Consider the following 24,338-nt stretch of genomic DNA (forward strand, 5'->3'; position numbering starts at 1 on the left):
CAGCAACCCCGATCCCGGAGAGGTCCGGGGCTACGAACAAGGTAACGGGGGAGGGCCCGCTGTGTGACATGACCCCGTGTCATGGGTCTGGGACAAGGCGTCGTGACGGCGGCGGAGGGGGCAGCTACGCCTACTCGCAACTACTCTAAGAATGCGTTTCGAGTAGTTGCGAGTAGACAACGACGGCGCTGAGCCGAGTGCCATCCTTACGTGGGGAGCGACCACATGGCGCGAGGGTCGCGGGCAGAGCGTCCCTCCCAGTGGACGAGCCCGCTGGCGCGCAGCTCCTCGAGCCGCGCACGTACCCAGGGACGAGAGCGAACGGTCTCCTCGACGATGTCTCCTGTGCCCAGCGGGCGGCCGTGGAGGCGGAGGATCGACAGGATCTCCTCGGAGCCGGGAGGAAGCGACTCCTGCTGTTCGGCACTCAATCTGCTCAGCGCAGTGAGACTGAGTCTCACGCTTCCGCTGGTCTGGTGGTACTCGGGATCGGCGAGACCGACGAGGCGCATCTCCTCGAAGATGCGCCGGATGCCCTCGCCCCGTTCCTGAGTGATGCCCAGATCTGAGCAGACGCGGGCGATCCGAGGATTGCGCGCATATCGCGCGATATCCAGAGGCCGGGTCGGATCCGCGAGGCCCGGGAACCGGCCGGGGCTCTCGATCTCGATGCGTGAGGGGAAGATGTTTACGCGGATGTGGTCTCCCGCCATCGAGTAGCTTCGATGCACGACGGCATTGACGAGACCTTCAAGCCATGCGTCCTTGGGCACGATCGACTGATCGGAGAATCTCCCGCCGCTCCCGAGGGCGCGACGATGCGGCATCCACGATTCGATGCAGGCTGCGGCGGCATCGATGATGCGAGGGATCGGTCCCTCGAATCTCTGGTCCTTGCCCGACTCCATGTTCTGTCGACTTCCGGTGCCGGGGAAGTCCTCGCTGAATCGAGTGACACGCACGAACGCCTGCGGCAACCATTCCTGGGGGTGCTCGGCGAAGAGCAGCGCGGCGGCTTGGGTAAGAGCCCCGTCCCGACGCAGCAGGCTCCGTGCCCGCAGCGCGGTGGCATCGTCGGCGGTCGCGCCGATGGCGGACCGGTAGTGGGTGAACTCCTCGGGCACCAGGTCATCCAGGGTGAGCTCCGGGACCGGCTCATGCTCGAAGTGCGAGCTTCCGCGGTCGTAGTCCAACTCGCGGCGCTGGGCGTAGGTGAGCTTCTTGGACTCATCGCCGACGCGCAGATAGACCTCACCGCTGACGGTCTCATGGACGTGCTCGCTGGGTGGGATGTCGAGCCGGAGCACGGAACGCTCGTCATCCAAGGCGATCCGGCTGATCTCCATCCGCACCGGTGGCAGGGTGAAGTCGACCGCGGTCTGTCGGAGCGCGTTCTCCTTGTCAGAGGAGATCAGGTCGCCGTCGAAGGCTCCATCTCGGATGCCGATCACGACAGTCCCGCCTTCGGCGTTCGAGAAGGCGACCAGTGCCCGAGCGAGGTCCCTGGGGGCGATACGGGCGGACTTCCGGTCGAACCATTGGTCCTCCGGCGCGTCGATGAGCCGCTGGAGGCGGTCCCCGGGTGAAGCGGCGTCGAGGTCGTGAAGATAGGTGGTCGACATGAAGCTACTCTAAACTGTTTAGAGTAGCTTCGAGTGGAAGACGCCCCCGGGTTCGAGAGTGCTGACGTCGAGGAATACGGTCAGTCCATCCCGGCGCTTGCGCCCCTCGAGCGGCGCGGCGATCAGATTGCCGAAGCCTCCACTGGGCATTACGTCCTGATTGGGGAACAGGCGATCGTAGGAGCGCAGGTCCATCGACCCGCGCATGCCCATGGCTTCGTGCAGAAGGAACGTGCCCATGCTGCGGGCGGTCGCCGCAGGCACAGCATCCGTGAAGAAGATCCATACGTGCGCGCCACGTCCGGACTGCGAGAGCTCCAGACCTGCCGCGATGCCGTTCGCACGGGCGGCCTTCACCACGGCGAGCGCGTCGATCAGAGCGGTCTTGCCATCGAGATCCGCGGCGAGGAACCAGCAGGTGTTGTCGTGGAGCAGCGGGTACAGGCCGATATGACTGCGTTCGTCGCTCCGCAGGTGCTGGGAGAGCACTGCAGTGCTCAATGGCTGATGCGCAGATGGCGGCCGCCTGTCGTGTGCACGGGGCGGACCTTGCGAGGCGCAACATCTGGGACTTCGAAGAATGTGGCCTGCTCGGCCCCATCGAGCCGTGGGACGGATCCTGACGCCACGCTGCGGCTGTAGAACGCACGGCGCCACCTGGTGGCCCTTCGTGCCGAATCAGATCCCTCACGAGTCCGAGAGCGCAGTGATCGGCGGCGCGACGGTGGGCATGCCATCTGCTCACCACCGGGACGCGCTGGCGCTCGGTCCGACCGATCCGCCACCATGGGCGGATGCCGAAGAAGAAGCATCGCCGCGGAACACAGCGATCGGCCTCCCGGAAGCCCCCCTCGCCGGGTGAGCAGCACCGGCGCCGAGAACGAGACCTGCAGGCGCTGCTCGCCCAGTTCGCGATGTGGCGACGGGAGTCGGTGCCTCAGGAGCAGGCCGACGACGAGGCCGCGCATGTGGAGCCGCTGCTGCGGCTGAAGGACGAGCAGCTCGAGAGCCCCGATCCGAGCTTCTGGACCGAGCAGCTCATCGAGGTCCTGCTCACGCAGGTGGTGCCGCGAAAGGTCATCCAACCGCGCGAGATGGCGATGGCGCAGGCGCCGGCGCTGGGGCAGTTCTTCGCGTTCCTCGAGTCCCGCGGGCGCTGGCACCGGGACGGCCTCGAGGTGGGCCGGGCCCGTCGGGTGCTGGAAGGCCTCGAGTTCAGGGCGCTCGAGGCGGCCGACGATCCCACCGCGCGATCCTTCTCCGGAAACCTCATGACCTACGCCTCCACCCTCGGCGTGGGCCTCGAGGCTTCCGAGCAGTTCGAGGCCTTCGTCCAGTGGTACAACACCGCTCTCACCGATGCGGAACGGCACGAGATCTCGGATACCGGGAGGCTCACGTCCCCGTCGACGACCTTCGATCCCGCGGAGTGGCCCGGCGCGGCCGCGCCGGCTCCGTCGGGCGGTTCCGCGTTCTTCTCGGACGCGCCGGGCCCGGGCGCATCGAGCGCTGCCGATGCCCACGCAGATGCGCCGCCTTGGCCGTGGTTCCTGCCGGACCGCTCCGAGATGGAGCAGCCCCTGCTCACCCTGGCCCAGGCGGAGGAGGAGCCGAGGGCGATCGCCGCCGAGCACGCGGAGGTCCCGCTGGTGCAGCGGGCGGCGCAACTGCTCGAGTTCGTCGGGGCCGAGCGCGCTGCGACCGTGACCGGAGCATTGAAGCTGGTCGACGTGCGCGACCTGATCGAGGAGTGGGGGCTCGACCTGGGACCGGCGACGCTCACCTCGATGTGGCAGGTCGACGAGATCACGGGACCGTGGATCGCCCTCCTCGCCGGCGGATGGATCGAGATCGCCGGCGCCAAGGTCCGCTCGGCGGACGAGGCTCCTGCGCCCTACGTCCCGGCCTCCGAGGACGCGGAGAGCTTCAGGCTGTTCGCCCGGGCCACGATGATGATGTTGCTGATCTCGATCTCGCAGGAGGATCCGGAGGAGAACGGGCTGCGCGGCGGCGAGGACACCATGGCCGCGCTGCTGTTCGCGGCGGGCCCGGCCGGGCTCACGCTCCCCGAGCCGTTCAGTGATCTCAGCGAGGTCCTGACCCCGTCTCCGGCATCGGGCAACCGGCCGGCCCTGGAGAAGGCGCGGCGGCTGTGGCGCGCGCAGAGCGATCTGGCGCGGCTCGCCGCGTTCGGGCTGCTCTGGCACGATCAGGAGGCAGCCGACGGGAGCCGCCGCTTCCACGGCAACCATGCGACCCTCGCAGCGCTGATCTCCGCGGTCGACATCCTGCGGGAGGCCCCTCGCTGAGGCAGGATGGCCCCATGGGATCCACCGATGACACGCCTCTCCTGCCCGGCGACTGGGGTGCCGTGGAGCAGGAGCGGGATCGTGTCCTGGACGCACGGCGGCAGCAGAAGGAGCGCGACCTGGCCTGGGCTCTCGTGGTCGAGTTCGAGGACTGGCTGCGCGAGGACGAGCACGAACCTGACGAGGTCATGACCGTCACGCGCACGGTCCGCAACCTGCTGCAGTTCAAGGATGATGTGCTGGGCAGCACCGATCCCCTCGAATGGTCCGAGGACCTGCTCAGAAGCCTGGTGAGCGAGGTGTTCCCCCAGAAGTTGCCCGAAGGGCTCGACGACCCTCGGGACGCGGCGGTGGATCTGCTGCCGTTCGTGAGCTTCCTCGAGGAGACCAAGCGCTGGCGCAAGCGGCCCCTGCGCGGGTACGAAGCCCGGATGCTGCTCTTCTCGCTCGCATACCCCGCTCCCGAGGACTGGGGGCCGGGCGTGGTGATCCGCTCGAGCTGAGGGCGGCGCGATCTCCGCCCCGCCCCCGAACTTCCGTGAAAGACTGACCCTGCTCTTTCCACTCCTTCGAAGGATTCTTCATGAGTACGTTCCTCGGCATCGGGGCGGTGGGGGTCGTCATCGCGGTCCTGATCGTCCTCCTCGTCGTCGCGTTGATCGCCTTCCTCATCATCCGCGGGTGGATCAAGGTCGCTCGCGCGGATGAGGCCCTCGTCGTCTCTGGCAAGAGCCAGAAGAACGCGGACGGCACCACCTCGGCGACCACGGTCGTGGTCAACGGGAAGGCGCTCGTCAACCCGATCACCCAGCGCCACGAGGTGATCTCGCTGCGCCAGCGCCAGGTGAACATGCGCGCCGAGGCGCAGTCCGCGGACAACGTCACGGTTGCGGTCGAAGCCGTCGCGCTGGTGAAGATCGGCTCGGCGGGCGAGCTGGTGCGTCGGGCGGCCGAGCGCTTCGCCTCCCAGGACGAGGCCATCGAATCCTTCACTCAGGATCAGCTCGAGGGTGTGCTGCGCGGCGTCGTCGCCCAGCAGACGGTCATCTCGCTGATGCGCGACCGGAAGGTCTTCTCCGAGCAGATCGCCGAGACGGTGATCCCGGAGCTGCGCGAGCAGGGCCTGGTCCTCGACTCCTTCCAGATCCGCGGAATCACCGACGATGTCGGCTACATCCAGTCCCTCGGCGCCCCGGAGATCGAGGCGAAGCGCCAGGCGGCCGAGATCAGCCAGACCAACGCCGAGCGCGCCGTGGCCAAGGAGCAGATCCGCAACGAGGAGCAGAACCTCGTCGAGAACCAGGCGCTGGACACGAACCGCGCGAACGCCCAGGCAGAGGTGGGCCGTGCCCGGGCGCAGGCCGAACAGGCCGAGGCGCTCGCCGGCGAGAAGTCCCGCCAGGAAGTGCTCCAGCAGCAGGCCGAGAACAAGCAGGCCCAGCTGGATGCGGACGTCAAGCGCGTCGCCGACGCCGAGCTCTACCGCCGGGAGAAGAACACGGAAGCCGACGCGTACCAGCAGCGTCGCGAGGCCGAGGCCCGTGCAGAGGTCGCCGACGCCGACGCCCGCGCCGTGAAGCTGCGCGCCTCTGCCGATGCTGATGCCGAGCGCCTGGCCGGTGAGGCCAAGGCCGACGCCATGCGCGCCGAGGCCGAGGCGCTGCGCGAGAACCAGGAGGCGCTGCTCGCCCAGCGCGTCGTGGACCAGCTGCCCACCCTCATGGAGACCTTCGCCAAGGGCTACGCCCAGATCGGCAAGATCACCGTGGTCAGCTCCGACGGCAACGACGGCGACGTGGCCGGCAAGCAGTTCTCCGGCGAATCCGCCGGGGCCCTGCGCGGCGTGTTCGACACGGTCCAGTCCACGCTCGGGCTGAGCATCCCGGACCTGATCCAGGGGCGCGCCACCGGCGCGGCCCAGGGTGAGGCGCTCGGGCAGGCGCTGCAGCAGGCGCAGGAGCAGCCAGCGGGGGAGGCCTCGGGCAAGCGCGCTGCTGCGGCTCCGGCCGGTGACGACTCGGTTGACGCCGGAGCGGACGAGACGCACTGAGATGGGACGCCGCGCCACTGGTGCGCGGCGTTCTCTCACCACAGAGGAACCGGCGGTGCGCTGAGCACCGCCGGTTCCTCATGCACTGCCCTCGGGCATGGCGCCGTTCTCGAGGACGCGTCCCAGGGTGCGCGGAGTGCGGACCCCCCGATCCTCAGCGCCGCAGGGTGCGATGCGCGATCAGCGCCGCGATGACCATCAGCCCCGCTCCGATGCCGCTGGTGAGCACCGCGCCGGAGTCGAAGGCGTGCTGGGCGGAGTCCAGCAGCGCCTGGCCGGTGCGGGCCGGCAGTTCGGCGGCCACTGCCGTCGCCCCGCCGAGGGTCTCCGAAGCGGCGGCGTGCTGCGGCGCTGTGAGCCCGGCGGGCACCTCGAGGTGGCTGCGGTAGGCGGCGTTCAGCAGGCTCCCCAGCACGGCCGTGCCGAGGACGGCCCCGGTCTCGTACGCGGTCTCGGAGATCGCGGAGGCGGCCCCGGCCCTCTCGGCCGGGACGGCGGAGAGGATGAGATCGTTGCTGATCGTCTCGGCGGTGCCCACGCCCGCGCCGAGGACCGCGAACGCGATCAAGAGGGTGAGGTCGCCGCCGACGGCACCGGCGACCATGACCAGCACGAATCCGGTGGCGTTCAGGCACAGCCCCGCCACCACGGCGGTGGCCGGGGTGATGTGGCGGACCAGGCGCACCACGAGCAGCCCGGCGATGATCGTCACCACCAGTCCCGGCAGCAGCAGGAGCCCTGCCTCCAGCGGGCTGCGCCCGCTGACCAGCTGCAGGTGCTGGGAGACGAAGTACAGGAACCCCACCAGCGAGAACACGCTGAGCAGGTTCGCGGCCACCGCGCCGGAGAACACCGGGCGGGTGAACAGCGTGACGTCGAGCATCGGCACCGGCCGCGCCAGCTGTCGGCGCACGAAGGCCACCCCGCACAGCACCGCGATCGCTGCGCAGACGATCGCGAAGACATCGACTCCTGAGGTAGAGGCGCGCTTGATCGCATAGACCAGCGGCGTCATCGTCGCCAGCGCGAGCAGCACGCTGACGGGATCCACCGGCCCCGGCGCAGGATCCTTCGACTCCGGGATGAGGAGCGGGCCGAGGAGCAGCAGCGGGAGCATCACCGGGACGGCGAGCAGGAACACCGCACCCCAGGCGAAGTGCTCCAGGAGGAGCCCGCCGAGGAGGGGGCCCAGCGCTGCCCCGCCGGAGAACCCGGCGGCCCAGATCGCGATCGCCGTGCGGCGCTGGGTGGGGTCGGTGAAGATGTTCCGGATCAGCGAGAGCGTGGCCGGCATGAGCATGGCCCCGAACAGGCCCATCAGGGCGCGCGCGGCGATCAGCGTCCCGGCCGTCGGGGAGAACGCGGCCAGGGCCGAGATCAGCGTGAAGCCGCTGCCTCCGATCAGCAGCAGACGCCGACGGCCCAGACGGTCACCCAGACTGCCCATCGGGACCAGCAGGCCGGCCAGGATCAGCGGGTAGATGTCCACGATCCACAGCAGCTGCTGGCCGCTGGGGGTGAGCGCCTCGGAGATCGCGGGCAGCGCGAAGGCGAGGACCGTGTTGTCCACTGCGACGAGCAGGACCGGGAGCATCAGCACGGCCAGCGCCCACCACCGCGCCGTGGCGCGAGCGGGGGAGACGGTCGAGTCGAGAGCGGGCAGCACGGGGACCTCCAGGACGTGAACGGGGGAGCTCGAGACGTGCAGGGCTCGAGCTGCCGTGGGGCTGATCGAGGGCGGTGCCGTTCAGGGCGGCCGTGAGGTGGGCTCTGCACGCCGTCGCCGCCGGAACAGCCACACTAAACCGTCCAGACGGTACAGTTCAAGGGGGAGGGCCCCGAAGCGCGTAAGGTCGCTCTCATGTCCGCACGCGATTCCCTGCTCTCCGCCTATCAGGCGCTCCTTCTGGCCGAGGGGCATCGAGCGACCACCCTCGAGGCGGTCGCGGCCGGGGCAGGGGTCTCCAAGGGCGGGCTCCTGTACCACTTCCGGTCCAAGGAAGCCCTGGCCGAGGCTCTGGTCGAGCGGCTCGACGAGCTGGTCGGCGAGGACCGGGAGGCGATGCGGAGCGCCGAGGACGGTCCGTCGCGCTACTACGTGCGCACCTCCGTGTGGACGGACTCCCCGTTGGACCGGACGCTGGTCGCCGTGGCCCAGCTCGCTCAGGAATCCCATGACGGTGCCCGCGCTGCGATGGCCCGGGCGCGCGACGGCTGGCTCGAGCTCATCGACGAGGAGGTCGGTCACCTGCCGACAGCGCGTGCGATCCTGCTGATCGGCGACGGGCTCTACTTCGATGCCGCGCTCACCGGGGGCGCCGACCATGTCGGTGCCGCACACGTCGGGCCCGACGAGCTCATGCCGGTGATCGGCCATCTGCTCGACAGCGCCCCTCGCTGAGCGCGGTCGGAGTGCCCGACTGCGGCCCGCGTGCTCCCGCCGCCCCGCGAGCTCGATCAGGACCGCGACGACCAACGTACGAGCGAGGTCCTCGGTCGGAGCGTCAGCGAGGAACCCGACGAACTCTTCCTCAGGCCAGGAGCCTCACCCGTCGGACCGCGAGAACCGGTTCGTCATCCGGTTGCTCGCCGTGAACAGCACCGAGCCCAGCAGTGCATCGGTCGCCTCCCGGATCTGCTCGGCGACGGCGGTGTTGGCTGCGGCGAGCAGGGCAGGGACCTCCTCCGCGGAGGCGGCACCGCTGGCCGCCTCGTCGGCCGCGCGCACCGCGGCGTGGCCGAGCGCGAGCGTCCTCTGCTGGTAGCGCTCGATGGCGGGGATGGTCTCGGCGTGGTGCGCGTCGGCCAGCGCGGCGATGAGCCGTGAGGCCCAGTAGAAGCTATCGGTGCTGACGGCCTCACCGGTGGTGGCGAGATAGGCGGGGGCTTCCTGGACGTTCGTGAACATCGGGATCAGCGTGTTGAAGGGGTTCGAGGCGAAGCAGACCCACTGCAGGGCGCGGTGCGACTCGGGCAGGTCCGGGCGGATCTGCAGGATCGCGAGCGCGTTGTGGCGGTTGATGCCGATCGGGCGGAAGGCGCGGCGCTCGGCCTCGGTGCCACGGGACGAGTACGGGTCGAACACGGTGCCCTGGTAGTGGGAGCTGAGCACGTCCTTGACGTCCTCGACGGTGAGCAGGCGTTCTGGGCGACGGCTCCACGGCAGGTCATCGGAGTCCGGGCTCACGCCGGGGTGCCCGCCGTCCCAGTCCTCGCTGGTGGGGTTCAGGGTGCGCTGCATGAACCAGGCACGAGGCGTGTTGTAGACGTGGTCGTGCTCCGAGTGGGAGCCGAACGCCTCGCGGGGGTTGAAGCGTGAGGCGTCCTCGTCGGCACTGTCGCGGAGGGTGAGGTCCAGGTGGTGCTCGCGCACGAACTCTCGCAGATCGGGGCTCGCGAGGTGGTCGCGGCCGGGCCCTTCGGCGTCGCCTACGTCGAAGGAGTCGATGCCCAGCTGGTTCGGCATCGTCACGTAGTGATCCTCCGGCACGCGCCGCGCGATCCAGTGATGCCCGCCCACGGTCTCCAGCCACCAGATGTCCTCGGCATCGGAGAAGGCGATCCCGTTCATCTCGTAGGTGCCGTGCTCGGCCAGCAGCGCACCGAGGCGCTCCACGCCCTCGCGGGCGCTGCGGATATGGGGGAGGACCAGGGTCACGAAGTCCTCCTCGCCGAACCCGCCGGGCTGGTCGCCGTGGCGCTCGACCAGCGGATCCGCGCCGAGCACCCGAGGGTTGGAGGTGATCGTCTCGGTCGCGCTCATCGCGACGTCCGCCGCGTTGATCCCGGCGCAGCCCCAGATCCCCTCGTGCGGCAGGGCGTTCGGGATCGCGGTGTACCGCAGCGGCTCCTCCGGCAGGGCGATCGTGCGCCGCCCGATCACGCTGGTGTAGGTGCGCGGCTGGTTCTCCGGCTGCACCACCACGACCCGCTTGGGATCGAAGGTGCCGTTCGAGGAGTCCTCGGTGCGGGCGACCAGGGGCGAACCGTCGGCGCTGGCATGGCGGCCGACGAGGAGGGTGGTGCAGGGCATGGGGTGGTCACCTCAGGCGGGTTGGGTGGAGTGCGGGGTCGCGGGGTCGCGGTGGGTTCCACGGTAGACCTCAGTAGGGTGTGAGCGGGAGCTTGGCACGTGTCATGCGGTGGGCCGCTCCTCCCACGACTGGTCCAGAGGGCTCCAGATGCCGGTGGTCCGCTGCCCTGACAGCACCTCGTTGAGGCACACCCCACCGGTGCGTAGGGACGCGTCCAGGCTGTAGAGCTCGGGCGGGAACTCCGCGAAGTCCTGCGCAGCTTTCGGGAACTCCGTCTCCCAGGTCGGGTGGGGGCTCTGCAGGGCAGTGGGCAGAGGCTTCATGCGTCGGCGCTGCTGCTCATGGGCCAGCATCTCGCTGAGGCGACCAGCATCTACCTGGACGTCCTGGACGATCCGGACGAGGTCAGCGAGGTCGCGGTACCGTGTCGACGGCTGCCCTTCTCGGTGGATTTCGTACATCGCGCAGACCTTGTCCGCGAAGTGATTCTCGATCGGCACTACGGGGACGGCAGGCAGGCCTCGGATACTTTCGTGGTCGATGATCGGCTCCGGCACGATGTATTCGACCGGTCCGTTGACGTGGCGGCGTGTCGACAGATCGATCGTGAAGGCTTCGAAGTCATCGCCAGCGAGGACGACGCGCAGGTACGCCTTCGCGGACTTCGTCCCGTGCCCGTACTGGTCGCGATGATCGTGCGGCTCGACGCGATCGACCTCCAGGGTGAATCCGTCGCCGACGTCGCGCCCGACGATGTCCCGAAGCTCCACCAGCAGCTCGTCCCCGCCGGCCCAGCCGTCGGCCCGAGCCATATCGACATCCTTCGTGAATCGACCGCCTCCCGTGCGCAGCAGCAAGGCATTTCCTCCGAGCACCATCCATTGATCACCGTCCACGCTAAAGAATCTGCGGTAGAGCAGTGCGAACGCGAACTGCTTGCGGATCGGGTCCGAGGCGACTCCGCGCTCACGAGCCTTCGCGTTCAGCTTCGCCTTCAGGGACATCCTCAGTCCAGCTGGCGTCTGCGGCCTGGATTGCTTCGTCGCCATCGCTCACTTTCTTTCGTTCCGAGGCCTGGACATCCATGCCCTGGCCACCCGAAGGGTTCGTGGCCCATGGGGAGCCTAGGCGCATCGACTTGTTCAGGTCGCGGAGGGTCGAGGAGCGGAGAGCATCCAGAGCGGGCATCCGGAATGATTCGAGCACATTCGACGTGGTGGCTCTCCATCGTGTAGCCGTGTGCTGAGCGGGAAGGCTCCGGATAGCGTCGAGGGCCGGTGGGTCGGCAAGTCCCCATAGGGTGCTCGCACGATCAGCGGTGAGGGTCTTCCACTGGTCCGCGAACATGTCGCCGAAGGTCTTCTCCATCAGCTCGCGGACCGCATCGCCCCCGAGGGTCCGCATGAGAGATTCGCGCGCAGACGCGAGATTCTCCGCGACTGGCGGGAGCCCAGCGCGCTCAAGGCACGCCTCGACCAGAACGTCGCCGTCCTCGAACCCGTGGCGTGCCGCCGCCCTGTCGAGGCGGCGTGCCAGATCGCGTGGCCGGACCTGCGGCGACGAGAGCGCGTCTCGCACGACGTAGGCGAGATGGTCAAGGTCGACGCCGCCGTCGGCGATGTCGCCAACGGTTCGCGGGATCGAGGTCACAGGGAGGCCACTGATGATGGCGACGTCGTCGTCGGGCAGATCACCGCGGTGGATACGCACGTCGGGCTGACTGGTGCGCCGCCTGATCGTCGAGGTGAACTCGTGGTGGGGGGCCACGAGATCGCCGAGACCATGGACTCGAGCGGCTGAGACATGAGAGACGGCGACGTCGGGCTGGCCAAGGCGCTGCTCTGCAATCTCTGTGGGATCAGTGCTCAGCCATGCGGCGTGAAGGTCCTGAAGCGACTCGTCCCCGGCGGTGGGAAGTGCGTAGACGCCTCGGCGGGCCTGGTAGATGAGCTCGCGCTCTCGGAGCCTCCCGAGAGCGACACGGGAGATTCCGTACTGCTCTGCCTGGCTGGTGGTCACGAGTCCTCGCTGACTGGAGCCCAGCTCCTGTAGCGTCGCTAGCGCATCGACTGACCTCATCGCACACCTTCCCGGCTCAAATGTTACATCTGAGTGTTACATCTTTGCCATCAATGTGCCAGGGGGTGCCCCGAAAGTAACAGAGGTCGCGGCGTCAGGGCAGACTGTGCAACTCAGAACTCGGTCACCGACGCAGCGGACTCGCCGTCGGCGACGGGGCCTTGGTGCCCGAAGATGTGTTCGTCGAGGGGCACGATGACGTCAACTGGGCAGAGCTGACCACGTCGCCCCTCACTCCGACTGCAGCACGTCCCGCTCCTGCAGCAGCTTCGCACGCATGGAGCCCAGCAGCAGCCCGGGATCGGCGAGCGCGATGCCGGCGAAGCGATGGGGGAGCGCGGCCGCCTGCGCCAGCGTGCGAGCGCGCTGGCTCGGGGCGCTGCGCAGGTCGAAGGCTGCCCGCAGGTCCTTCTCGTGCAGGGGCGCCGGTGCGTAGCCCATCAGGTCGTTGCCGCGGGCGATGATCGAGACGACCGCCGCAGCGGTGTTGCGGGTGCTCGCCTTCCGTCGCAGCACCGCATCATCGAGCTGGGCGACGCGCACCAGCAGGCGCCGGCAGGCGGTGAGGAGCTCGTTGAGATCGGCGGATCCGGGGTGGTGCTCGAGAAGCGCGGACGCCCCCTCGATCAGGTGCGCGTCGATCTCGGCGGCGAGGTCCCGCAGCTCCTCGGGGAACTGCTCGAGAGCGAGCTCCTCTGCAGGCAGCGGCGTGGTGTTCAGCGTCGCGAGCGCCTCGACCCCGCCCGCCCGCAGAGCGAGATCCGCCAGGCGCAGCGCGCTGGGGTCCTCGAGCTCGAGCGCGAGGTCGACCTGCTCCTCGAGTCGGCGAGCGCGCATTCGCGGATCGGCGTGACGCGCCGGGAACTGCTCGAGCACCGGAGCGATCGCGCTCAGGGTGCGCGCACGCACGGACGGATCCTCGTCGGTCCGCTCGAGGGACCAGGCGATCAGCGCCGGGAGGGCGGACGGGATCAACGTGACCGCGTCCTCGGAGAGGAGCGGGCTCGTGGGCAGCACGTCGGTGACGATCCACTCGGTGAGCTCCGGATCCCAACCCAGCGGATCGCCGAAGCCCGCGTCGAGCAGGATCATCAGGTACGCGACCAGATCATCCAGCGCCTTGCCGTGTGCGAGGCCCACGGCGTGCTCGGAGGCGGTGAACTCCTCGATCAGGTCGGTGCCGTCCTCGAGGAGCCACGGCGGGCGCTCGGGGACGGGGCGAGCGGCATCGCGGGAGACGCCGGCACCGAGGCCGTCCTGGTCGTATCCCGTCCCTCCCTCCGGCATGAGGGTGACGACGAGCTCCACGAAGGGTCGCAGCATCGGCCACTGCTCCCAGTCGCCGGACGGTTCCACGTCCGCCGGAGTCGTGGCGAGGGCCTGGCTGAAGCGGGCGCGCGCATCCGCCGGGTCAACGATTTCGAGGACCTCGTCCAGCGATGTCCCCTCGCGCGCCATGATCTCCCGGTACTTGTCGGTGACCTGCTCCATCGACTCGCCGATCACGAAGGCGTCCTTCACGTAGGGCGCCGGGCTCCACGGGATGTAGGCGATGAGCACGGCCCGCACGCCGCGGGGAAGGGCCAGCTCCACCATCAGGTTCTCCCCGGCACCGTCGGAGAAGGCGACTCCCTCGGTGACGGAGGCCTGCGCGAGCCCGGAGACCTGCGGCGGCATCGGCTGGCGGCGGGCGGTGACTCCCACCCGCGCCCGGGAGCGGAGCTCCGCATCGGGACACATCGCCGCGACCATGTGCAGCAGTGCGGTGGTCTCGGCGACGTTGATCTCGAGGAAGGTGTCCAGCAGGTCCACCCCTTCCGGCAGCTCCTCGGAATGGTGCTGCAGGTCCGCGACCTCCGTGACCAGCGGTGCTGCGGCGACCCAGAACGCGGTGGGATCGTCGGAGCGCAGCGCCGGGCGGAGCACCTGGATCAGGGGGTTCTCCGCCGCCGGTTCGACGGGAGTGGTCGCGGGCCGCGCAGGGTGCGCGGTGCGACGGTGCGGGTGCTGGCGGGCGGCGCCCTGCCCGAGCGGGTTGCGGTTGCGAGGGCGTGGACTCATGGGGCCATTCCATCAGGTGCGGGCCGACAGGGCGAGAAGGTGACGGTGAGGCGCGAGAACGGGAGAGCCCGGCCTCGCACCGGCTACCTCGCACGCGGGCCGCCGACTCTCTGCCCCGGCGGGCGTCCGAGCACGGTCACGAGGTGGGCGCCTTCGACCGGCTCAGTCCCCGTAGCGCATCTCGACCCGGCGATTGGCGGCGTAGGAGGACGGGTCGTCGGGGTCCTCGTTCGCGGCCAACTGCTGGCTGCCGTGGCCGGTCACCTCGAGGGTGAGGTCGGGGCGCTGCGCGGTGAGCGCGTCGGCGACAGCCTGGGCGCGGTGCTCGGAGAGCTCCTGGTTGTCGAAGTCGTACAGTGCCTGGTTCACGGGGCGGGAGTCGGTATGCCCTCCCACCTGGACGCTCGCCCCCTCGGGGATCTCGGCGGCGAGCTCGGCGATGCGGGCGGTGGCGCTTCCCGGCAGGTCCCAGGTGTTGGAGGCGAACAGGATATCGGCCTCGAGCACGATCACCTGGTCGTCGGCCGGTTCGGTGCTGCCCAGCGAGGTGATCGAGCTGGGCGCGACGTACGTGGTGATCGAGTCGTCCAGGACCTTCTGGGTGATCTCGAAGGGCTGCTCGGGCGGCCCCTCCGCCTCACCATCAGCGAGTGCCGGTGGACTGGCGATCGCCAGGACCAGCAGCGCCGCCGCGCATGCGGCGAGGCGGCCCACGGGATGTCGGTCGAGCGCGATGCGCAGGTCGGGCCTCCGGGCGGGGGAGCGGCGCGTCGTGGTGTCGGTCATCGTCATCCCTCCCCGTCCTCGGCGCCGGGCTCACCCGTCGCATCGCTCGGGCCCTGCTCGATCGGGACGTCCTCGAACTCGGGGCCGGCCGGTATGCCGACGTTGACGGTGTCGATCTCGTCCACGGGTGCGGCGTAGTTCGCCCAGTACGCCTGGGTGTCGCCGGAGGCGAGCTCGTGCACGGCCTGCTTGCTGTTCCAGACCCCCTCGGTATCCCAGCTGCCATTGGTGCGCAGGATGTCGTAGCGCTTGAGGTTGACGCGGTCGAAGAGCGCCGGCCCCACGTTGCTGTGGTTCTCCCCGTGCAGCTCCCAGAGCGTGAACGCTCCGGGCTCGGTGAACTCCGGGGTGAAGGTGAGCAGCAGCTCCATGGTGTCGCCGCGAACGCGCAGATGGTGCAGGCCCACGGTCATCGTCCCGTCGATGTCGCCGCTCGGCAGGGTGTAGCTGATCGTATCGACCGCGTCGGCCGGATCGATCACGGCGGCGGGCTCGGCCTCGTCGGCCTCCTGCGAGGGATGCTCCTGCCCGCCGCCGTCTGAGGCATCGGATCCGTCGGCCTGCTCGTCGGCGGTGGGCTCGTCGGCGGGATCCTCGAACTCAGCCTCGTCGCCGCCGCCGGAGCAGGCCGTCATCGACAGGGCGGCCAGGGAGGTGAGGGCCAGCACGGCCTGGCGCCGCGTGGGCCGGAGAGTGCGGCGGTCTGTCATGGTCATGCTCCTTCGGTCGGGCGCCGGCTGCGCGGACGCCATCGATGTGGTCTCACGGTGTATGTCGTCGCGGAGGGCGGTTCGGTTGCATCGGATCTCGAGAAAGTTCTGAGCCGCCGTGAGGTCACTCGAGAACCCGCACCGTGCGCCGTGCCTCCAGCTTCTGCCCGTCGGGGGCGCGGGCGCGCAGCACCACCTCCGCGGTGCCGGGCCCGGAGGCGGTGAGGACCGTCTGCTCGGCATCGACGAGGTGGGAGCCGGTGGGCAGGGACCACACCCAGGAGTCGGCACCCTCCACCTCCGCAGTGAACACCGCCTCCTCGCCGACCCTCACCTCGGCTGGCCCGTCGATCGCCAGCGAGGCACCGCCCGCTGCCGACGGCACGTCGTCGCGGAGCCCCAGCAGGCTGCCGAGCCCCAGCCCGGTGACCAGGGCGAGCACCAGCAGCGCTCCGAGGACGGCGCGACGGCGCAGGCGGTATCCGACGCCGGCGCTGGCCGAGAGCGACGAGGCGGACGACGGCTCGGGGCCGACCGGCGAGGCGGCCGACGGCTCGTGCGCGGCCGGTGCAGTCTCGAGGGCCAGGGCCTCCTCGACCTCGGCGAGCCATGTCGTCGCGTCGGCCTGGCGGGCGCCGGGATCCTCCTGCAGTCCGCGCTCGAGCGTCCGGTGCAGTGCCGCGGGAAGGTCGGCATCCTGGGCGAGCCAGCGCAGCACGGCGGACATCGCCCAGATGTCGGCGCGGATGTCGACCACTGCGGGCCGGGACTGCTCGGGTGGACGGAACCCGTCGGTGCCGGCGGCGACGGTGAGGCCGGAGCTGACTGCGAGGTCCTTGCACATCCCGAGATCGGCGACCAGCAGGCGCTCGTCGGCGCCGAGCACCGACGCCGGCGGCGTGACGGCATCGCCCTGAGTCACACCGGCGACGCCGCCGGTGCTGGTCAAGAGCAGGTTCCCGGGGCTCAGATCGCGGTGGACCAGCCGGGCCCGATGCACCGCCCCCACCGCGGCCGCCAGCGGCCGGGCAAGAGCCAGCGCATCCTCGCGGGTGGCGCGCCAGCCCTCGGCCCGCAAGGTCTCGACGCGCTGACGCAGGGTGCCGCGGTCGGCGAGCTCGAGCACCAGGTACGGCTGCTGCCGGGAGGTCTGGCCGATGTCGTGGACCGTGACCAGGTGCGGGCCGCCGACGCGGCGCAGGGTGCGGCCCTCGGCGATGAAGCGCTCCCGGATCTCGGGGTTCAGGCTGTGGTTCTCAGCCAGGACCTTGACGGCCACGGAGGCGTCGAGTCGCTCGTCGTGTGCGCGGTGCACCGTGGCGAAGGAGCCGACACCGAGCACCTCGTGCAGCCGGTAGTGGCCCAGCAGCTCTCCCATCAGAGCTTCTCGGGAGCGGGCTGGTCCGCGCCCAGCCGGCCGGCGAGCATCGCGCGGCCCCGGCTGACCTGTGACTTCACGGTTCCTTCGGCGCGGCCCAGCCGTGCGGCGATCGCCGCATAGGGCAGCTGCTCGAGGTCACGCAGCTCGACCGGCGCCCGGTAGCGGTCCGGCAGACCGGCCAGCACCTGCTGCACGCTGACCCGGTCCGCGATCAGCGAGCTCATCCGTGCCGCAGGGCGGTGCTGCTCCTCGAGCTCCACGGTGCGTCGCTGACGGCGCAGATGGTCCGCCACCCGTCGGCGCACGATGCTGTGCACCCAGGTGGTCACCTTCGACCGGCCGTCATAGCTGTGGATCGACTGCGCGATCGAGATCAGGGAATCCTGGGCGACATCATCCACGGCGGAGGGATCCAGCAGTGCGGCGCCGGCGAAACGGCGCACCACTCCGGTCGCATCGAGGGTCTCGACGAACAGCTCGAGTGCTTCGGGGAGCGTGACAGAGAGCTGCGCGAGCGCGGCCAGCACCTCGTCCTGCGCGCCCGCGCCGAGGAGAGCGTCGGCGGTGCGGCGGGCGGCGTCGATCCGGCCCGTCGTCAGGTATCGCTCCAGCTCATCGCATGCTCGTGCCGCCGCCTCGGCCGGCGACCCCCGTTCCGTCCCCATGTGCGCGAGCCTATCGTGCGGGTCGTGGCGGCCGGTGCCGGACGTCGCAGGCTGGACTGTGCCGATCTCGAGCCCGGGGGGCGGCACTCCGCTGAGGGCGAGGTCAGGGTGCCCCATCACGCAGGGACCCCACAGGCTCACCCCCGGTCCAGCGCCCCCGGCAGCTCCTCGTGCCACTCCGCCGGGGCCTCGGCCGCCGGGGCCGCCGGCAGCACGCCCTTCCCGTCCGGGTGCGGGATCGCTCCCAGCAGCGCCTTCGTGTAGGGGTGGACCGGATCGGCCCAGACCATCGCCGTCGGCCCGGATTCGACGATCCGGCCGCGGTACATCACGGCCACGCGGTCGGCCATGATCCGCACGACGGACAGGTCGTGGGAGATGAACAGCATGCCCGCTCCGGCCTGGAGAACCAGTCGGCGCATCATCGAGGCGACCTCGGATTGGCTGGAGGCGTCCAGTGCGGAGATCGGCTCGTCGGCGACCAGCAGGTCCGGCTGTGCGGCCAGGGCCCGGGCGATCGCGATCCGTTGGCGCTGACCGCCGGAGAACTGGTGCGGGTAGCGGGTGACCATGTCGGGGTCCAGGCCCACGGCGCCGAGCCACTGACGGGGAGCGTCCGAGGACAGGCCGCGACTTCGTGCCGCGGTGACTCCGTCGGCGATCTGGTCCCCGATCCGCTTGCGCGGGTTCAGCGAGGAGTTCGGGTCCTGGAACACCATCTGCATCGCTGTGAGCTCGGCCTTCCGACGGCGCAGTCCCAGCGGCGGCACCGGCGCTCCCCGGAACCGGATGTCCCCGGAGTGGGGCTTCTCCATGCCGATCACGGCGCGGGCGGTGGAGGATTTGCCGCAGCCGCTCTCGCCGACCAGCGCCAGCACCTCGCCGGCGCTGATCGTCAACGAGACGCCGTCGACCGCCCGCACGGTGCGGTGCCCGCGGTACTCGACCGCGAGGTCCGTCGCTTCCAGAACGGTGCTCATTCGACGTCCTCCACGAGTGACTGCTGCGCATCGGGCATCGACTCCAGCAGCGTGCGCGTGTAGGCGTGCTGGGGCGTCGTGAAGACGTCGTGGGTGCTGCCGGATTCGACGATCTGTCCGTAGCGCATCACCGCGACGTCGTCCGCGACGGCGCTCATCACGCCGAGGTCGTGGGTCACCAGCAGCACGGCCAGGTCGCGCTGGTCCACCAGTTCCCGCAGGAGATGGAGGATCCCCGCCTGGACGGTGACGTCGAGGGCCGTCGTCGGCTCGTCGGCCAGCAGCACCTCGGGGTCGCAGGCCAGGGCGACCGCGATCGCGATGCGCTGGCGCTGGCCGCCGGAGAACTGGTGCGGGTACCTCCGCAGCGCCTCGGCGGGGTCGGGCACGTGCACCTGGGTCAGCAGGTCGATAGCCCGCTGCCGGGCATCGCGCCGGTTCAGGCGCAGGTGCGCACGCACGTGGTCGGTCAGCTGTGCCCCGATGGTCAGCTGCGGGTGCAGGCTGGCCGAGGGGTCCTGGAACACCATGGCGATGCGCCGGCCCCGCACTCGGTTGAGCTCACGGGGGCGCATCCCGACCAGTTCGGTGGTGCCCAGTCGGATCGAGCCTCCGATCTGCGCGGTCGCCGGCAGCAGCCCGAGCACGGCCATGGCGCTGACGGTCTTGCCGGAGCCGGATTCCCCGGCGAGGCCCTGGATCCTCCCGGGGGAGAGGTCGAGCGAGATGCCGGCGACCACCTGCACCGGGTCGTGGCGTCCGAAGGCGATCGTCAGGTCACGGATGCTCAGGGCGCTCATCGTCCCTCCTCCGTCGTCGGGTTCTCGAGGGTCGCCGGCTCCTCGTGCTCGGTGCCGCCGGCCGCGCCCTCGCGCTCGGCGGAGGAGAGCGGGTCCAGCGCATCGCGCAGCGAGTCGCCGATGAAGTTGAACGCCATCACCACGGTGAGGATCGCCAGGCCCGGGAAGACCCCGAGCCACCAGGCGTCGATGTGGTTCATCGCGCCGGAGATCATCGAGCCCCATTCGGCGGCCGGCGGCTGGGCGCCCAGGCCCAGGAACGACAGGCCGGTCAGCAGCAGGATCGCGGTGCCGATGTCGAGGGAGGCGAGCACCAGCACGGGGCCGGCGACGTTGGGCAGGATGTCGCTGCGCAGCGATCTCCACGGGGAGTAGCCCAGCAGCCGCCCGGCGATCACGAAGTTCTGGGTGCGCAGGCTCAGCACGAGCGAGCGCACCACGCGGGCGTACTGCGGCCAGGACACGACGATGCCGGCGATCACGGCGTTCAGCAGCGAGGGCCCCAGCGAGGCGGCGATGATCATCGCGAGGATGACGGTGGGGAACGCCATGATCAGGTCGGTCAGGCGCATCAGCGTCTCATCGACCCAGCCGCCCACGAATCCGGCGACGGAGCCGATCAGGGTGCCGAGCACGGTCGCGCTGACCACCATGAGCAGGGCCAGCGGCATCGTCACCCGGGCACCGGTCAGGAGGCGGGAGAACACGTCGCGGCCCACCTGGTCGGTGCCGAGGACGGAGACGTCGCCGGGGGCTGTCAGCCGGGGGAGCTGCTGGGCGAGCGGATCGTGGGGCGCCACCCAGGGAGCGATGAGCGCGATCACGATCCAGGCCAGCGCGATGAACGCGCCGATCATCGCCAGGGGAGTGCGCCAGGCGGTCGGGATCGCACGGAACAGACGGCCCCGACGGCGCCGGGTGCGCGGGAAGGTCGATGCGCTCATGCCAGCCTCACCCGGGGATCGAGGACCCCGTAGAGCAGGTCCACCGCGAAGTTGATGACCAGGTAGATCGCGCCCACCACCAGCCCCACGCCCATCACGCCCGGCAGATCGAGGTTGATCGCGGAGTTGAACGCATAGGTGCCGAGCCCCGGCCAGGCGAAGACGGCCTCGACCAGCACGGTCCCGGACAGCAGCACGCCGAAGGCGACGCCGACGACGGTGAGGATCGGCAGGGAGGCGCCGCGCAGCACGTAGGCGCCGATGACCCGGCGACGGGGCAGCCCCTTGGCGCGGGCGGCGCGGATGTAGTCGGTGTCCAGTACCTCGAGCACGGCGGCTCGGATGAAACGGGTGAGCAGGCCGATGGTGAACAGCGACAGCACGAGCACGGGCAGCGCCAGATGGGCGAGCGCGTCGAAGAAGCCGACGGGGTCGCCGCCCAGGATGAAGTCCACGGTGTACAGCCCGGTGACGGTCGGCGGCGGGGTGAATGTGGGGTCCAGCCGCCCCGCGCCCGGTGCGACGCCCAGGCGGAGGAAGAAGGTGTGGTACGCCATGATGGCCAGCCAGAACGTGGGCACGCTCAGGCCGAGCAGGGAGACGACCCGCAGCACCTGGTCGGTCGCGCGGCCGCGGTGGTGGGCAGCGATGGTGCCGAGAGCGAGGCCGACGGCGAGGCTGACGACGATCGCACAGAGCGCGATCTCCACCGTCGCCGGGACGGCGGTGGCCAGTTCGGTCGCCACCGGGCGGCCGGTCTTGATCGAGGTGCCCAGATCGCCCTGGAGCAGAGCCGCTAGGTAGATCAGGTACCGCTCGGGGATGGACTTGTCCAGTCCGTGCTCCTCGACGTACGCGGCCACCGTGGCGGGGTTGCTCGCCGCACCTTCGCCCAGCGCTGCGGCGACCGGGTCGCCGGGCACGAGCGCGGTGAGCACGAACGTCACCATGGTCACGCCGAGCATCAGCAGCACCGAGGTGCCGAGGCGGCGCAGGATGTACCCCAGCAGCGGCCAGCGCTGCCAGAGCCGGGCAGGCTTCTGCGATGTGGTGGTGGCGGTCATCGTGGGGGAGCTCAGCCGGCGGGCTGGAGCAGCGGGATGTCGAGAGTCCAGTTGGTGTTGTTCTGGACGTTGGTGACGGTGGTGCTGCTGGCCAGGTTGATGCCGGGGACGATCAGGGGCACGAAGGGCCCCTCCTCCTGCATCGCGGTGGCGTACTCGCGCATCGCCTGCTCGCGCTCCTCGACCGAGGTCGCGTTCGCGGCGGTGCTCACGAGCTCGGCGATCTCCGGGTCTGCGTCGGCCTCCCAGCCGGCGCGCAGGCCCACCTTCTCGCCGGGGCCGAAGGGCAGGAACGAGGACGAGTCGGCGAAGTCGGGGCCCCAGTACCACATGGAGAAGGCTTCCTGGCCGCCCACGTACGGCTCGATCTGGGAGGCGAAGGGCGCCGGGGCGAGCTCCACGGTGATGCCGGCGTTCTTCAGCTGGGCCTGGACCCGTTCGGCGACGGGGGTGAACTCCACACCGCCGACGGGGTTGTCGCTGGGGAACTGCAGCGTGATGGTCTCACCGGCGTAGCCGGATTCCTCCAGCGCCGTCTTCGACCGTTCCAGATCCTCGGCGACACCGCTGTCCAGCGCGCCGGTGAACATCGGCGGGATCACGCCGGTGGCCTGCACCGAGCCCTCGCCGGCGAGCTGCAGGAGCTCCTCGTAGTTCAGGGCGTAGCGGACGGCCTCGGCGAACTTGGGATCGGCGGTGACCTGGCCGACCTCCTCGTTCTGATTGACCAGCAGGAAGATGGTCTGTGCGGAGGGCTTCGAGGTGACGGTGAAGTCCTCACCGAGCTCGGCGACCTGGTCGCCGTTGAGGTCGACGGCGAGGTGGGAGTCCCCGCCCTGGAGGTTGATCAGCTGCGTCGCGGACTCGGTGACGTTCCGGATCACGATGCGCTCGAACCCGGGCGCGTACTCGCCGTTGTACTCGGGGTTGGGCACGAGCACCGCGCGGGAGGTGATGTCCATCGAGTCCAGCAGGTAGGGTCCGGAACCGGCGGAGGCGCTTCCCAGGAAGTCCTCGGCGGCGTCGTCGTCTCCCGTGGTGCCGCCGTTGTCCTGGACCAGCTCCGAGTTGAGGATGGACAGCGCCGGGTTCGTGACGATCGCGGGCAGCTCGAGGGAGGGGTCCTCGGTGGTGAGGGTGACGGTCATGTCGTCGACCTTCTCGACGGTGATGCCGTTCATCAGGAAGTTCGCTTTGGACTCGGTCATCCCCTGCACGCGGGTCAGGGAGAAGACGACGTCGTCGGCGTTCACGGTGGAGCCGTCGGAGAAGGTGCGCCCCTCGGCCAGGGTGAACGTGAAGGAGGTCGCGTCCTCGTTCTTCTCCATGGTGGCCAGCGACGGGATCGGCTCGTCCTCCTCGGAGCCCTCGAAGGTGAGGAGCGTGTCGTAGACGGCGTGCAGCATCATGTTGCCGGTGGGCACGTAGTTGCGGCCCGGGTCCCCGGTCTCGAGGGAGAACGCGGTGTCGATCACCAGGGTGGACGAGCCGTCGCCGCCGTCGCCGCCACCGGAGTTGCCGCCGGCCGAGTTGCCGCCGGAGCAGCCGGCCAGTGCGAGGCTCGCGCCGAGCCCGAGAGCGATGACGGTGCGACGAGAGGTGCGGTGCACGGAAGCCTCCAACGGTGGGTCACCCGCGATGGACGGGTGGTGGAACTGCGGGTGTGACAGGGAACTATATGTCCTCCCTCACGACCCGGATCGATCATCTCTACCTACTGAGACGTCACCTGCGGCAGAATGTCCAGAATGAACAGCGATCCGACGAGGACTTCAGGACGTTCCGCCGCAGGAATCGACGACATCAGCTTTCGCATCCTCCAGGTGCTGCGAGATCACGGTCGAATCTCGATAGCGGCGCTGGCCCAGGAGGTGGGCGTGTCCCGCTCGAACGCCTATGCGCGGGTCGAGGCGCTGACGGACGCGGGGGTCATCACCGGCTACTCCGCGCAGATCGATCCGGTGAAGGCCGGCCTCGGGGTCTGCACCCTGGTGTTCGTGACGGTGCACCCGCAGCGGCTGCCGGAGTTCCTGGAGGAGATCTCGGGGATCCCGGACGTGGAATCGGCGAAGATCACCACCGGCGAGCACGACGTCATGCTGCTGACGCGCGGAGTGGGGGTCGATGACGTGCACAGCTTCGTGGTCGGCGTGGTGGCTGCACTGCCGCAGGTCAAGAGCGTGGAGACGGTGCTGGTGCTCGACGAGGTGTTCGATCGCGGCCGACTGCTGCCGCCGGATCTGGGCGATCACCAGCAGGTGGCCGGCGAGCGGGGACTGCTGCGCTACACCCGCACCAATCCGGACCGGCCCAGCAGCATCGACTGACGCGCAGGCGGCCGATGGGCCGAGCGGGCGCTCAGACCTGCAGGCAGACGCTCTCGTGGGCCACGCCGTCCTTGGCGAACTCCTCGATCAGCGCGATCGTGCCGTCGCGCTCCTCGACGCGGCTGGTCGCCTCCCCGCGCACCACGCTGCGATCGGCGACCAGCTCATGGGCGAAGGAGATCGCGAGCTCCGTGCCGGCCAGCTGCCCGACGAAGCGACCTTCGGTGACCGTGTCCCCGGTGTAGCTGCCCCACACCAGCTCGCCCTGCTGGTGGTAGACGAAACGGGTGGGGGAGGTCGGGTCCACGACGGAAGCGGTGGAGGAGACCATGTCGAAGACGAGGCCGTCGAGGGAGAGGGGGGAGGGGGTTGGCATGGGGTGAGTATGGCGCACCCGGAGGAGGCGTGCGAAGGCGGGAGCGCGGTGCTGTCACACGCGGCCTCGGGAGCTCTCGGCCGTAAGGTGGCGGACGGAAATTGTCAAGGTGGATGAGACCAGTGGGAGTTAGGCGGCGATCTCGTAGTT

The 24,338-nt window shown here is 69.9% G+C and carries 22 protein-coding genes; 5 read left to right on the forward strand and 17 right to left on the reverse strand.

Annotated elements, in window-relative coordinates; all coding sequences use genetic code 11:
* Positions 1–206: 206 nt before the first annotated feature.
* Positions 207–1,622: an ATP-binding protein gene (locus ACTH43_RS15570; RefSeq protein ID WP_441445812.1), complete on the reverse strand. Its 1,416-nt coding sequence runs from the start codon at positions 1,620–1,622 to the stop codon at positions 207–209.
* An 18-nt stretch (positions 1,623–1,640) separates the two neighbouring features.
* On the reverse strand, positions 1,641–2,279 hold the full coding sequence (locus ACTH43_RS15575; RefSeq protein WP_441445813.1) for a TOTE conflict system archaeo-eukaryotic primase domain-containing protein: 639 nt from the start codon (positions 2,277–2,279) through the stop codon (positions 1,641–1,643).
* 137 nt (positions 2,280–2,416) lie between these two features.
* Here ACTH43_RS15575 and ACTH43_RS15580 point away from each other — a divergent pair, with 137 nt between their 5' ends.
* From ACTH43_RS15580 to ACTH43_RS15590, 3 genes are all read left to right on the forward strand, one after another.
* A complete protein-coding gene (locus ACTH43_RS15580) occupies positions 2,417–3,931 on the forward strand; it encodes a hypothetical protein (protein ID WP_441445814.1) in 1,515 nt (504 codons plus the stop codon).
* Between the two features lie 14 nt (positions 3,932–3,945).
* Positions 3,946–4,434, forward strand: coding sequence for a hypothetical protein (locus ACTH43_RS15585; RefSeq protein WP_441445815.1), 489 nt, complete (start codon positions 3,946–3,948; stop codon positions 4,432–4,434).
* Positions 4,435–4,514: 80 nt separating this feature from the next.
* Complete coding sequence (locus ACTH43_RS15590) at positions 4,515–5,981, forward strand: SPFH domain-containing protein (protein ID WP_441445816.1); 1,467 nt, start codon at positions 4,515–4,517, stop codon at positions 5,979–5,981.
* Between the two features lie 154 nt (positions 5,982–6,135).
* On the opposite strand, the gene ACTH43_RS15595 is transcribed toward ACTH43_RS15590, so the two are convergent.
* Entirely contained in the window at positions 6,136–7,647 is a 1,512-nt protein-coding gene (locus ACTH43_RS15595; protein WP_441445817.1) for an MFS transporter, read from the reverse strand.
* Between the two features lie 195 nt (positions 7,648–7,842).
* On the opposite strand from ACTH43_RS15595, the gene ACTH43_RS15600 reads away from it, so the two are divergent.
* On the forward strand, positions 7,843–8,382 hold the full coding sequence (locus ACTH43_RS15600; protein WP_441445818.1) for a TetR/AcrR family transcriptional regulator: 540 nt from the start codon (positions 7,843–7,845) through the stop codon (positions 8,380–8,382).
* Between the two features lie 144 nt (positions 8,383–8,526).
* Here the strand turns inward: ACTH43_RS15600 and ACTH43_RS15605 are convergent, their stop codons facing one another.
* From ACTH43_RS15605 to ACTH43_RS15665, 13 genes are all read right to left on the reverse strand, one after another.
* The gene (locus tag ACTH43_RS15605) at positions 8,527–10,014 is read right to left on the reverse strand and encodes a C69 family dipeptidase (RefSeq protein ID WP_441445819.1); all 1,488 of its coding nucleotides are present in this window, start codon (positions 10,012–10,014) and stop codon (positions 8,527–8,529) included.
* A 102-nt stretch (positions 10,015–10,116) separates the two neighbouring features.
* Positions 10,117–11,019, reverse strand: coding sequence for a nucleotidyl transferase AbiEii/AbiGii toxin family protein (locus ACTH43_RS15610; protein ID WP_441445820.1), 903 nt, complete (start codon positions 11,017–11,019; stop codon positions 10,117–10,119).
* The gene (locus ACTH43_RS15615) at positions 10,982–12,094 is read right to left on the reverse strand and encodes a type IV toxin-antitoxin system AbiEi family antitoxin domain-containing protein (RefSeq protein ID WP_096164501.1); all 1,113 of its coding nucleotides are present in this window, start codon (positions 12,092–12,094) and stop codon (positions 10,982–10,984) included. Before ACTH43_RS15615 ends, ACTH43_RS15610 begins: the two co-directional genes overlap by 38 nt.
* Positions 12,095–12,325: 231 nt before the next feature.
* A complete protein-coding gene (locus tag ACTH43_RS15620; RefSeq protein ID WP_441445821.1) occupies positions 12,326–14,155 on the reverse strand; it encodes a hypothetical protein in 1,830 nt (609 codons plus the stop codon).
* 162 nt (positions 14,156–14,317) lie between these two features.
* Entirely contained in the window at positions 14,318–14,947 is a 630-nt protein-coding gene (locus ACTH43_RS15625; RefSeq protein WP_441445822.1) for an OmpA family protein, read from the reverse strand.
* A complete protein-coding gene (locus ACTH43_RS15630; protein ID WP_441445823.1) occupies positions 14,944–15,657 on the reverse strand; it encodes a hypothetical protein in 714 nt (237 codons plus the stop codon). The genes ACTH43_RS15625 and ACTH43_RS15630 overlap by 4 nt, the downstream gene beginning before the upstream one ends.
* 118 nt (positions 15,658–15,775) lie before the next feature.
* The gene (locus ACTH43_RS15635; protein ID WP_441445824.1) at positions 15,776–17,029 is read right to left on the reverse strand and encodes a protein kinase domain-containing protein; all 1,254 of its coding nucleotides are present in this window, start codon (positions 17,027–17,029) and stop codon (positions 15,776–15,778) included.
* The gene (locus ACTH43_RS15640) at positions 17,029–17,697 is read right to left on the reverse strand and encodes an RNA polymerase sigma factor (RefSeq protein ID WP_441445825.1); all 669 of its coding nucleotides are present in this window, start codon (positions 17,695–17,697) and stop codon (positions 17,029–17,031) included. The genes ACTH43_RS15635 and ACTH43_RS15640 overlap by 1 nt, the downstream gene beginning before the upstream one ends.
* A 137-nt stretch (positions 17,698–17,834) precedes the next feature.
* Entirely contained in the window at positions 17,835–18,677 is an 843-nt protein-coding gene (locus tag ACTH43_RS15645) for an ATP-binding cassette domain-containing protein (protein ID WP_441445826.1), read from the reverse strand.
* Positions 18,674–19,477, reverse strand: a complete 804-nt coding sequence (locus ACTH43_RS15650) for an ABC transporter ATP-binding protein (protein ID WP_441445827.1) — start codon at positions 19,475–19,477, stop codon at positions 18,674–18,676. The genes ACTH43_RS15645 and ACTH43_RS15650 overlap by 4 nt, the downstream gene beginning before the upstream one ends.
* Entirely contained in the window at positions 19,474–20,421 is a 948-nt protein-coding gene (locus tag ACTH43_RS15655) for an ABC transporter permease (RefSeq protein ID WP_441445828.1), read from the reverse strand. The genes ACTH43_RS15650 and ACTH43_RS15655 overlap by 4 nt, the downstream gene beginning before the upstream one ends.
* Positions 20,418–21,485, reverse strand: a complete 1,068-nt coding sequence (locus tag ACTH43_RS15660; RefSeq protein ID WP_441445829.1) for an ABC transporter permease — start codon at positions 21,483–21,485, stop codon at positions 20,418–20,420. Before ACTH43_RS15660 ends, ACTH43_RS15655 begins: the two co-directional genes overlap by 4 nt.
* An 11-nt stretch (positions 21,486–21,496) precedes the next feature.
* On the reverse strand, positions 21,497–23,095 hold the full coding sequence (locus ACTH43_RS15665; RefSeq protein ID WP_441445830.1) for an ABC transporter substrate-binding protein: 1,599 nt from the start codon (positions 23,093–23,095) through the stop codon (positions 21,497–21,499).
* A 138-nt stretch (positions 23,096–23,233) separates the two neighbouring features.
* Between ACTH43_RS15665 and ACTH43_RS15670 the strand changes: the two genes are divergently transcribed.
* Entirely contained in the window at positions 23,234–23,812 is a 579-nt protein-coding gene (locus ACTH43_RS15670) for an Lrp/AsnC family transcriptional regulator (RefSeq protein ID WP_441445831.1), read from the forward strand.
* Between the two features lie 31 nt (positions 23,813–23,843).
* Here the strand turns inward: ACTH43_RS15670 and ACTH43_RS15675 are convergent, their stop codons facing one another.
* Positions 23,844–24,188, reverse strand: a complete 345-nt coding sequence (locus ACTH43_RS15675) for a hypothetical protein (RefSeq protein WP_441445832.1) — start codon at positions 24,186–24,188, stop codon at positions 23,844–23,846.
* Positions 24,189–24,338: the final 150 nt, after the last annotated feature.

Source organism: Brachybacterium sp. (assembly GCF_052095815.1).
Classification (GTDB): Bacteria; Actinomycetota; Actinomycetes; order Actinomycetales; family Dermabacteraceae; genus Brachybacterium.

Bases quoted from the DNA above. Each gene is read 5' to 3' on its own strand.
- ACTH43_RS15570 (WP_441445812.1), bottom strand. From the start codon at position 1,622: ATGTCGACCACCTATCTTCACGACCTCGACGCCGCTTCACCCGGGGAC.
- ACTH43_RS15620 (WP_441445821.1), bottom strand. From the start codon at position 14,155: ATGAGTCCACGCCCTCGCAACCGCAACCCGCTCGGGCAGGGCGCCGCC.
- ACTH43_RS15580 (WP_441445814.1), top strand. From the start codon at position 2,417: ATGCCGAAGAAGAAGCATCGCCGCGGAACACAGCGATCGGCCTCCCGG.
- ACTH43_RS15600 (WP_441445818.1), top strand. From the start codon at position 7,843: ATGTCCGCACGCGATTCCCTGCTCTCCGCCTATCAGGCGCTCCTTCTG.
- ACTH43_RS15625 (WP_441445822.1), bottom strand. From the start codon at position 14,947: ATGACGATGACCGACACCACGACGCGCCGCTCCCCCGCCCGGAGGCCC.
- ACTH43_RS15640 (WP_441445825.1), bottom strand. From the start codon at position 17,697: ATGGGGACGGAACGGGGGTCGCCGGCCGAGGCGGCGGCACGAGCATGC.
- ACTH43_RS15655 (WP_441445828.1), bottom strand. From the start codon at position 20,421: ATGAGCGCATCGACCTTCCCGCGCACCCGGCGCCGTCGGGGCCGTCTG.
- ACTH43_RS15605 (WP_441445819.1), bottom strand. From the start codon at position 10,014: ATGCCCTGCACCACCCTCCTCGTCGGCCGCCATGCCAGCGCCGACGGT.
- ACTH43_RS15645 (WP_441445826.1), bottom strand. From the start codon at position 18,677: ATGAGCACCGTTCTGGAAGCGACGGACCTCGCGGTCGAGTACCGCGGG.
- ACTH43_RS15675 (WP_441445832.1), bottom strand. From the start codon at position 24,188: ATGCCAACCCCCTCCCCCCTCTCCCTCGACGGCCTCGTCTTCGACATG.
- ACTH43_RS15590 (WP_441445816.1), top strand. From the start codon at position 4,515: ATGAGTACGTTCCTCGGCATCGGGGCGGTGGGGGTCGTCATCGCGGTC.
- ACTH43_RS15660 (WP_441445829.1), bottom strand. From the start codon at position 21,485: ATGACCGCCACCACCACATCGCAGAAGCCTGCCCGGCTCTGGCAGCGC.
- ACTH43_RS15630 (WP_441445823.1), bottom strand. From the start codon at position 15,657: ATGACCATGACAGACCGCCGCACTCTCCGGCCCACGCGGCGCCAGGCC.
- ACTH43_RS15610 (WP_441445820.1), bottom strand. From the start codon at position 11,019: ATGTCCCTGAAGGCGAAGCTGAACGCGAAGGCTCGTGAGCGCGGAGTC.
- ACTH43_RS15585 (WP_441445815.1), top strand. From the start codon at position 3,946: ATGGGATCCACCGATGACACGCCTCTCCTGCCCGGCGACTGGGGTGCC.
- ACTH43_RS15670 (WP_441445831.1), top strand. From the start codon at position 23,234: ATGAACAGCGATCCGACGAGGACTTCAGGACGTTCCGCCGCAGGAATC.
- ACTH43_RS15615 (WP_096164501.1), bottom strand. From the start codon at position 12,094: ATGAGGTCAGTCGATGCGCTAGCGACGCTACAGGAGCTGGGCTCCAGT.
- ACTH43_RS15635 (WP_441445824.1), bottom strand. From the start codon at position 17,029: ATGGGAGAGCTGCTGGGCCACTACCGGCTGCACGAGGTGCTCGGTGTC.
- ACTH43_RS15650 (WP_441445827.1), bottom strand. From the start codon at position 19,477: ATGAGCGCCCTGAGCATCCGTGACCTGACGATCGCCTTCGGACGCCAC.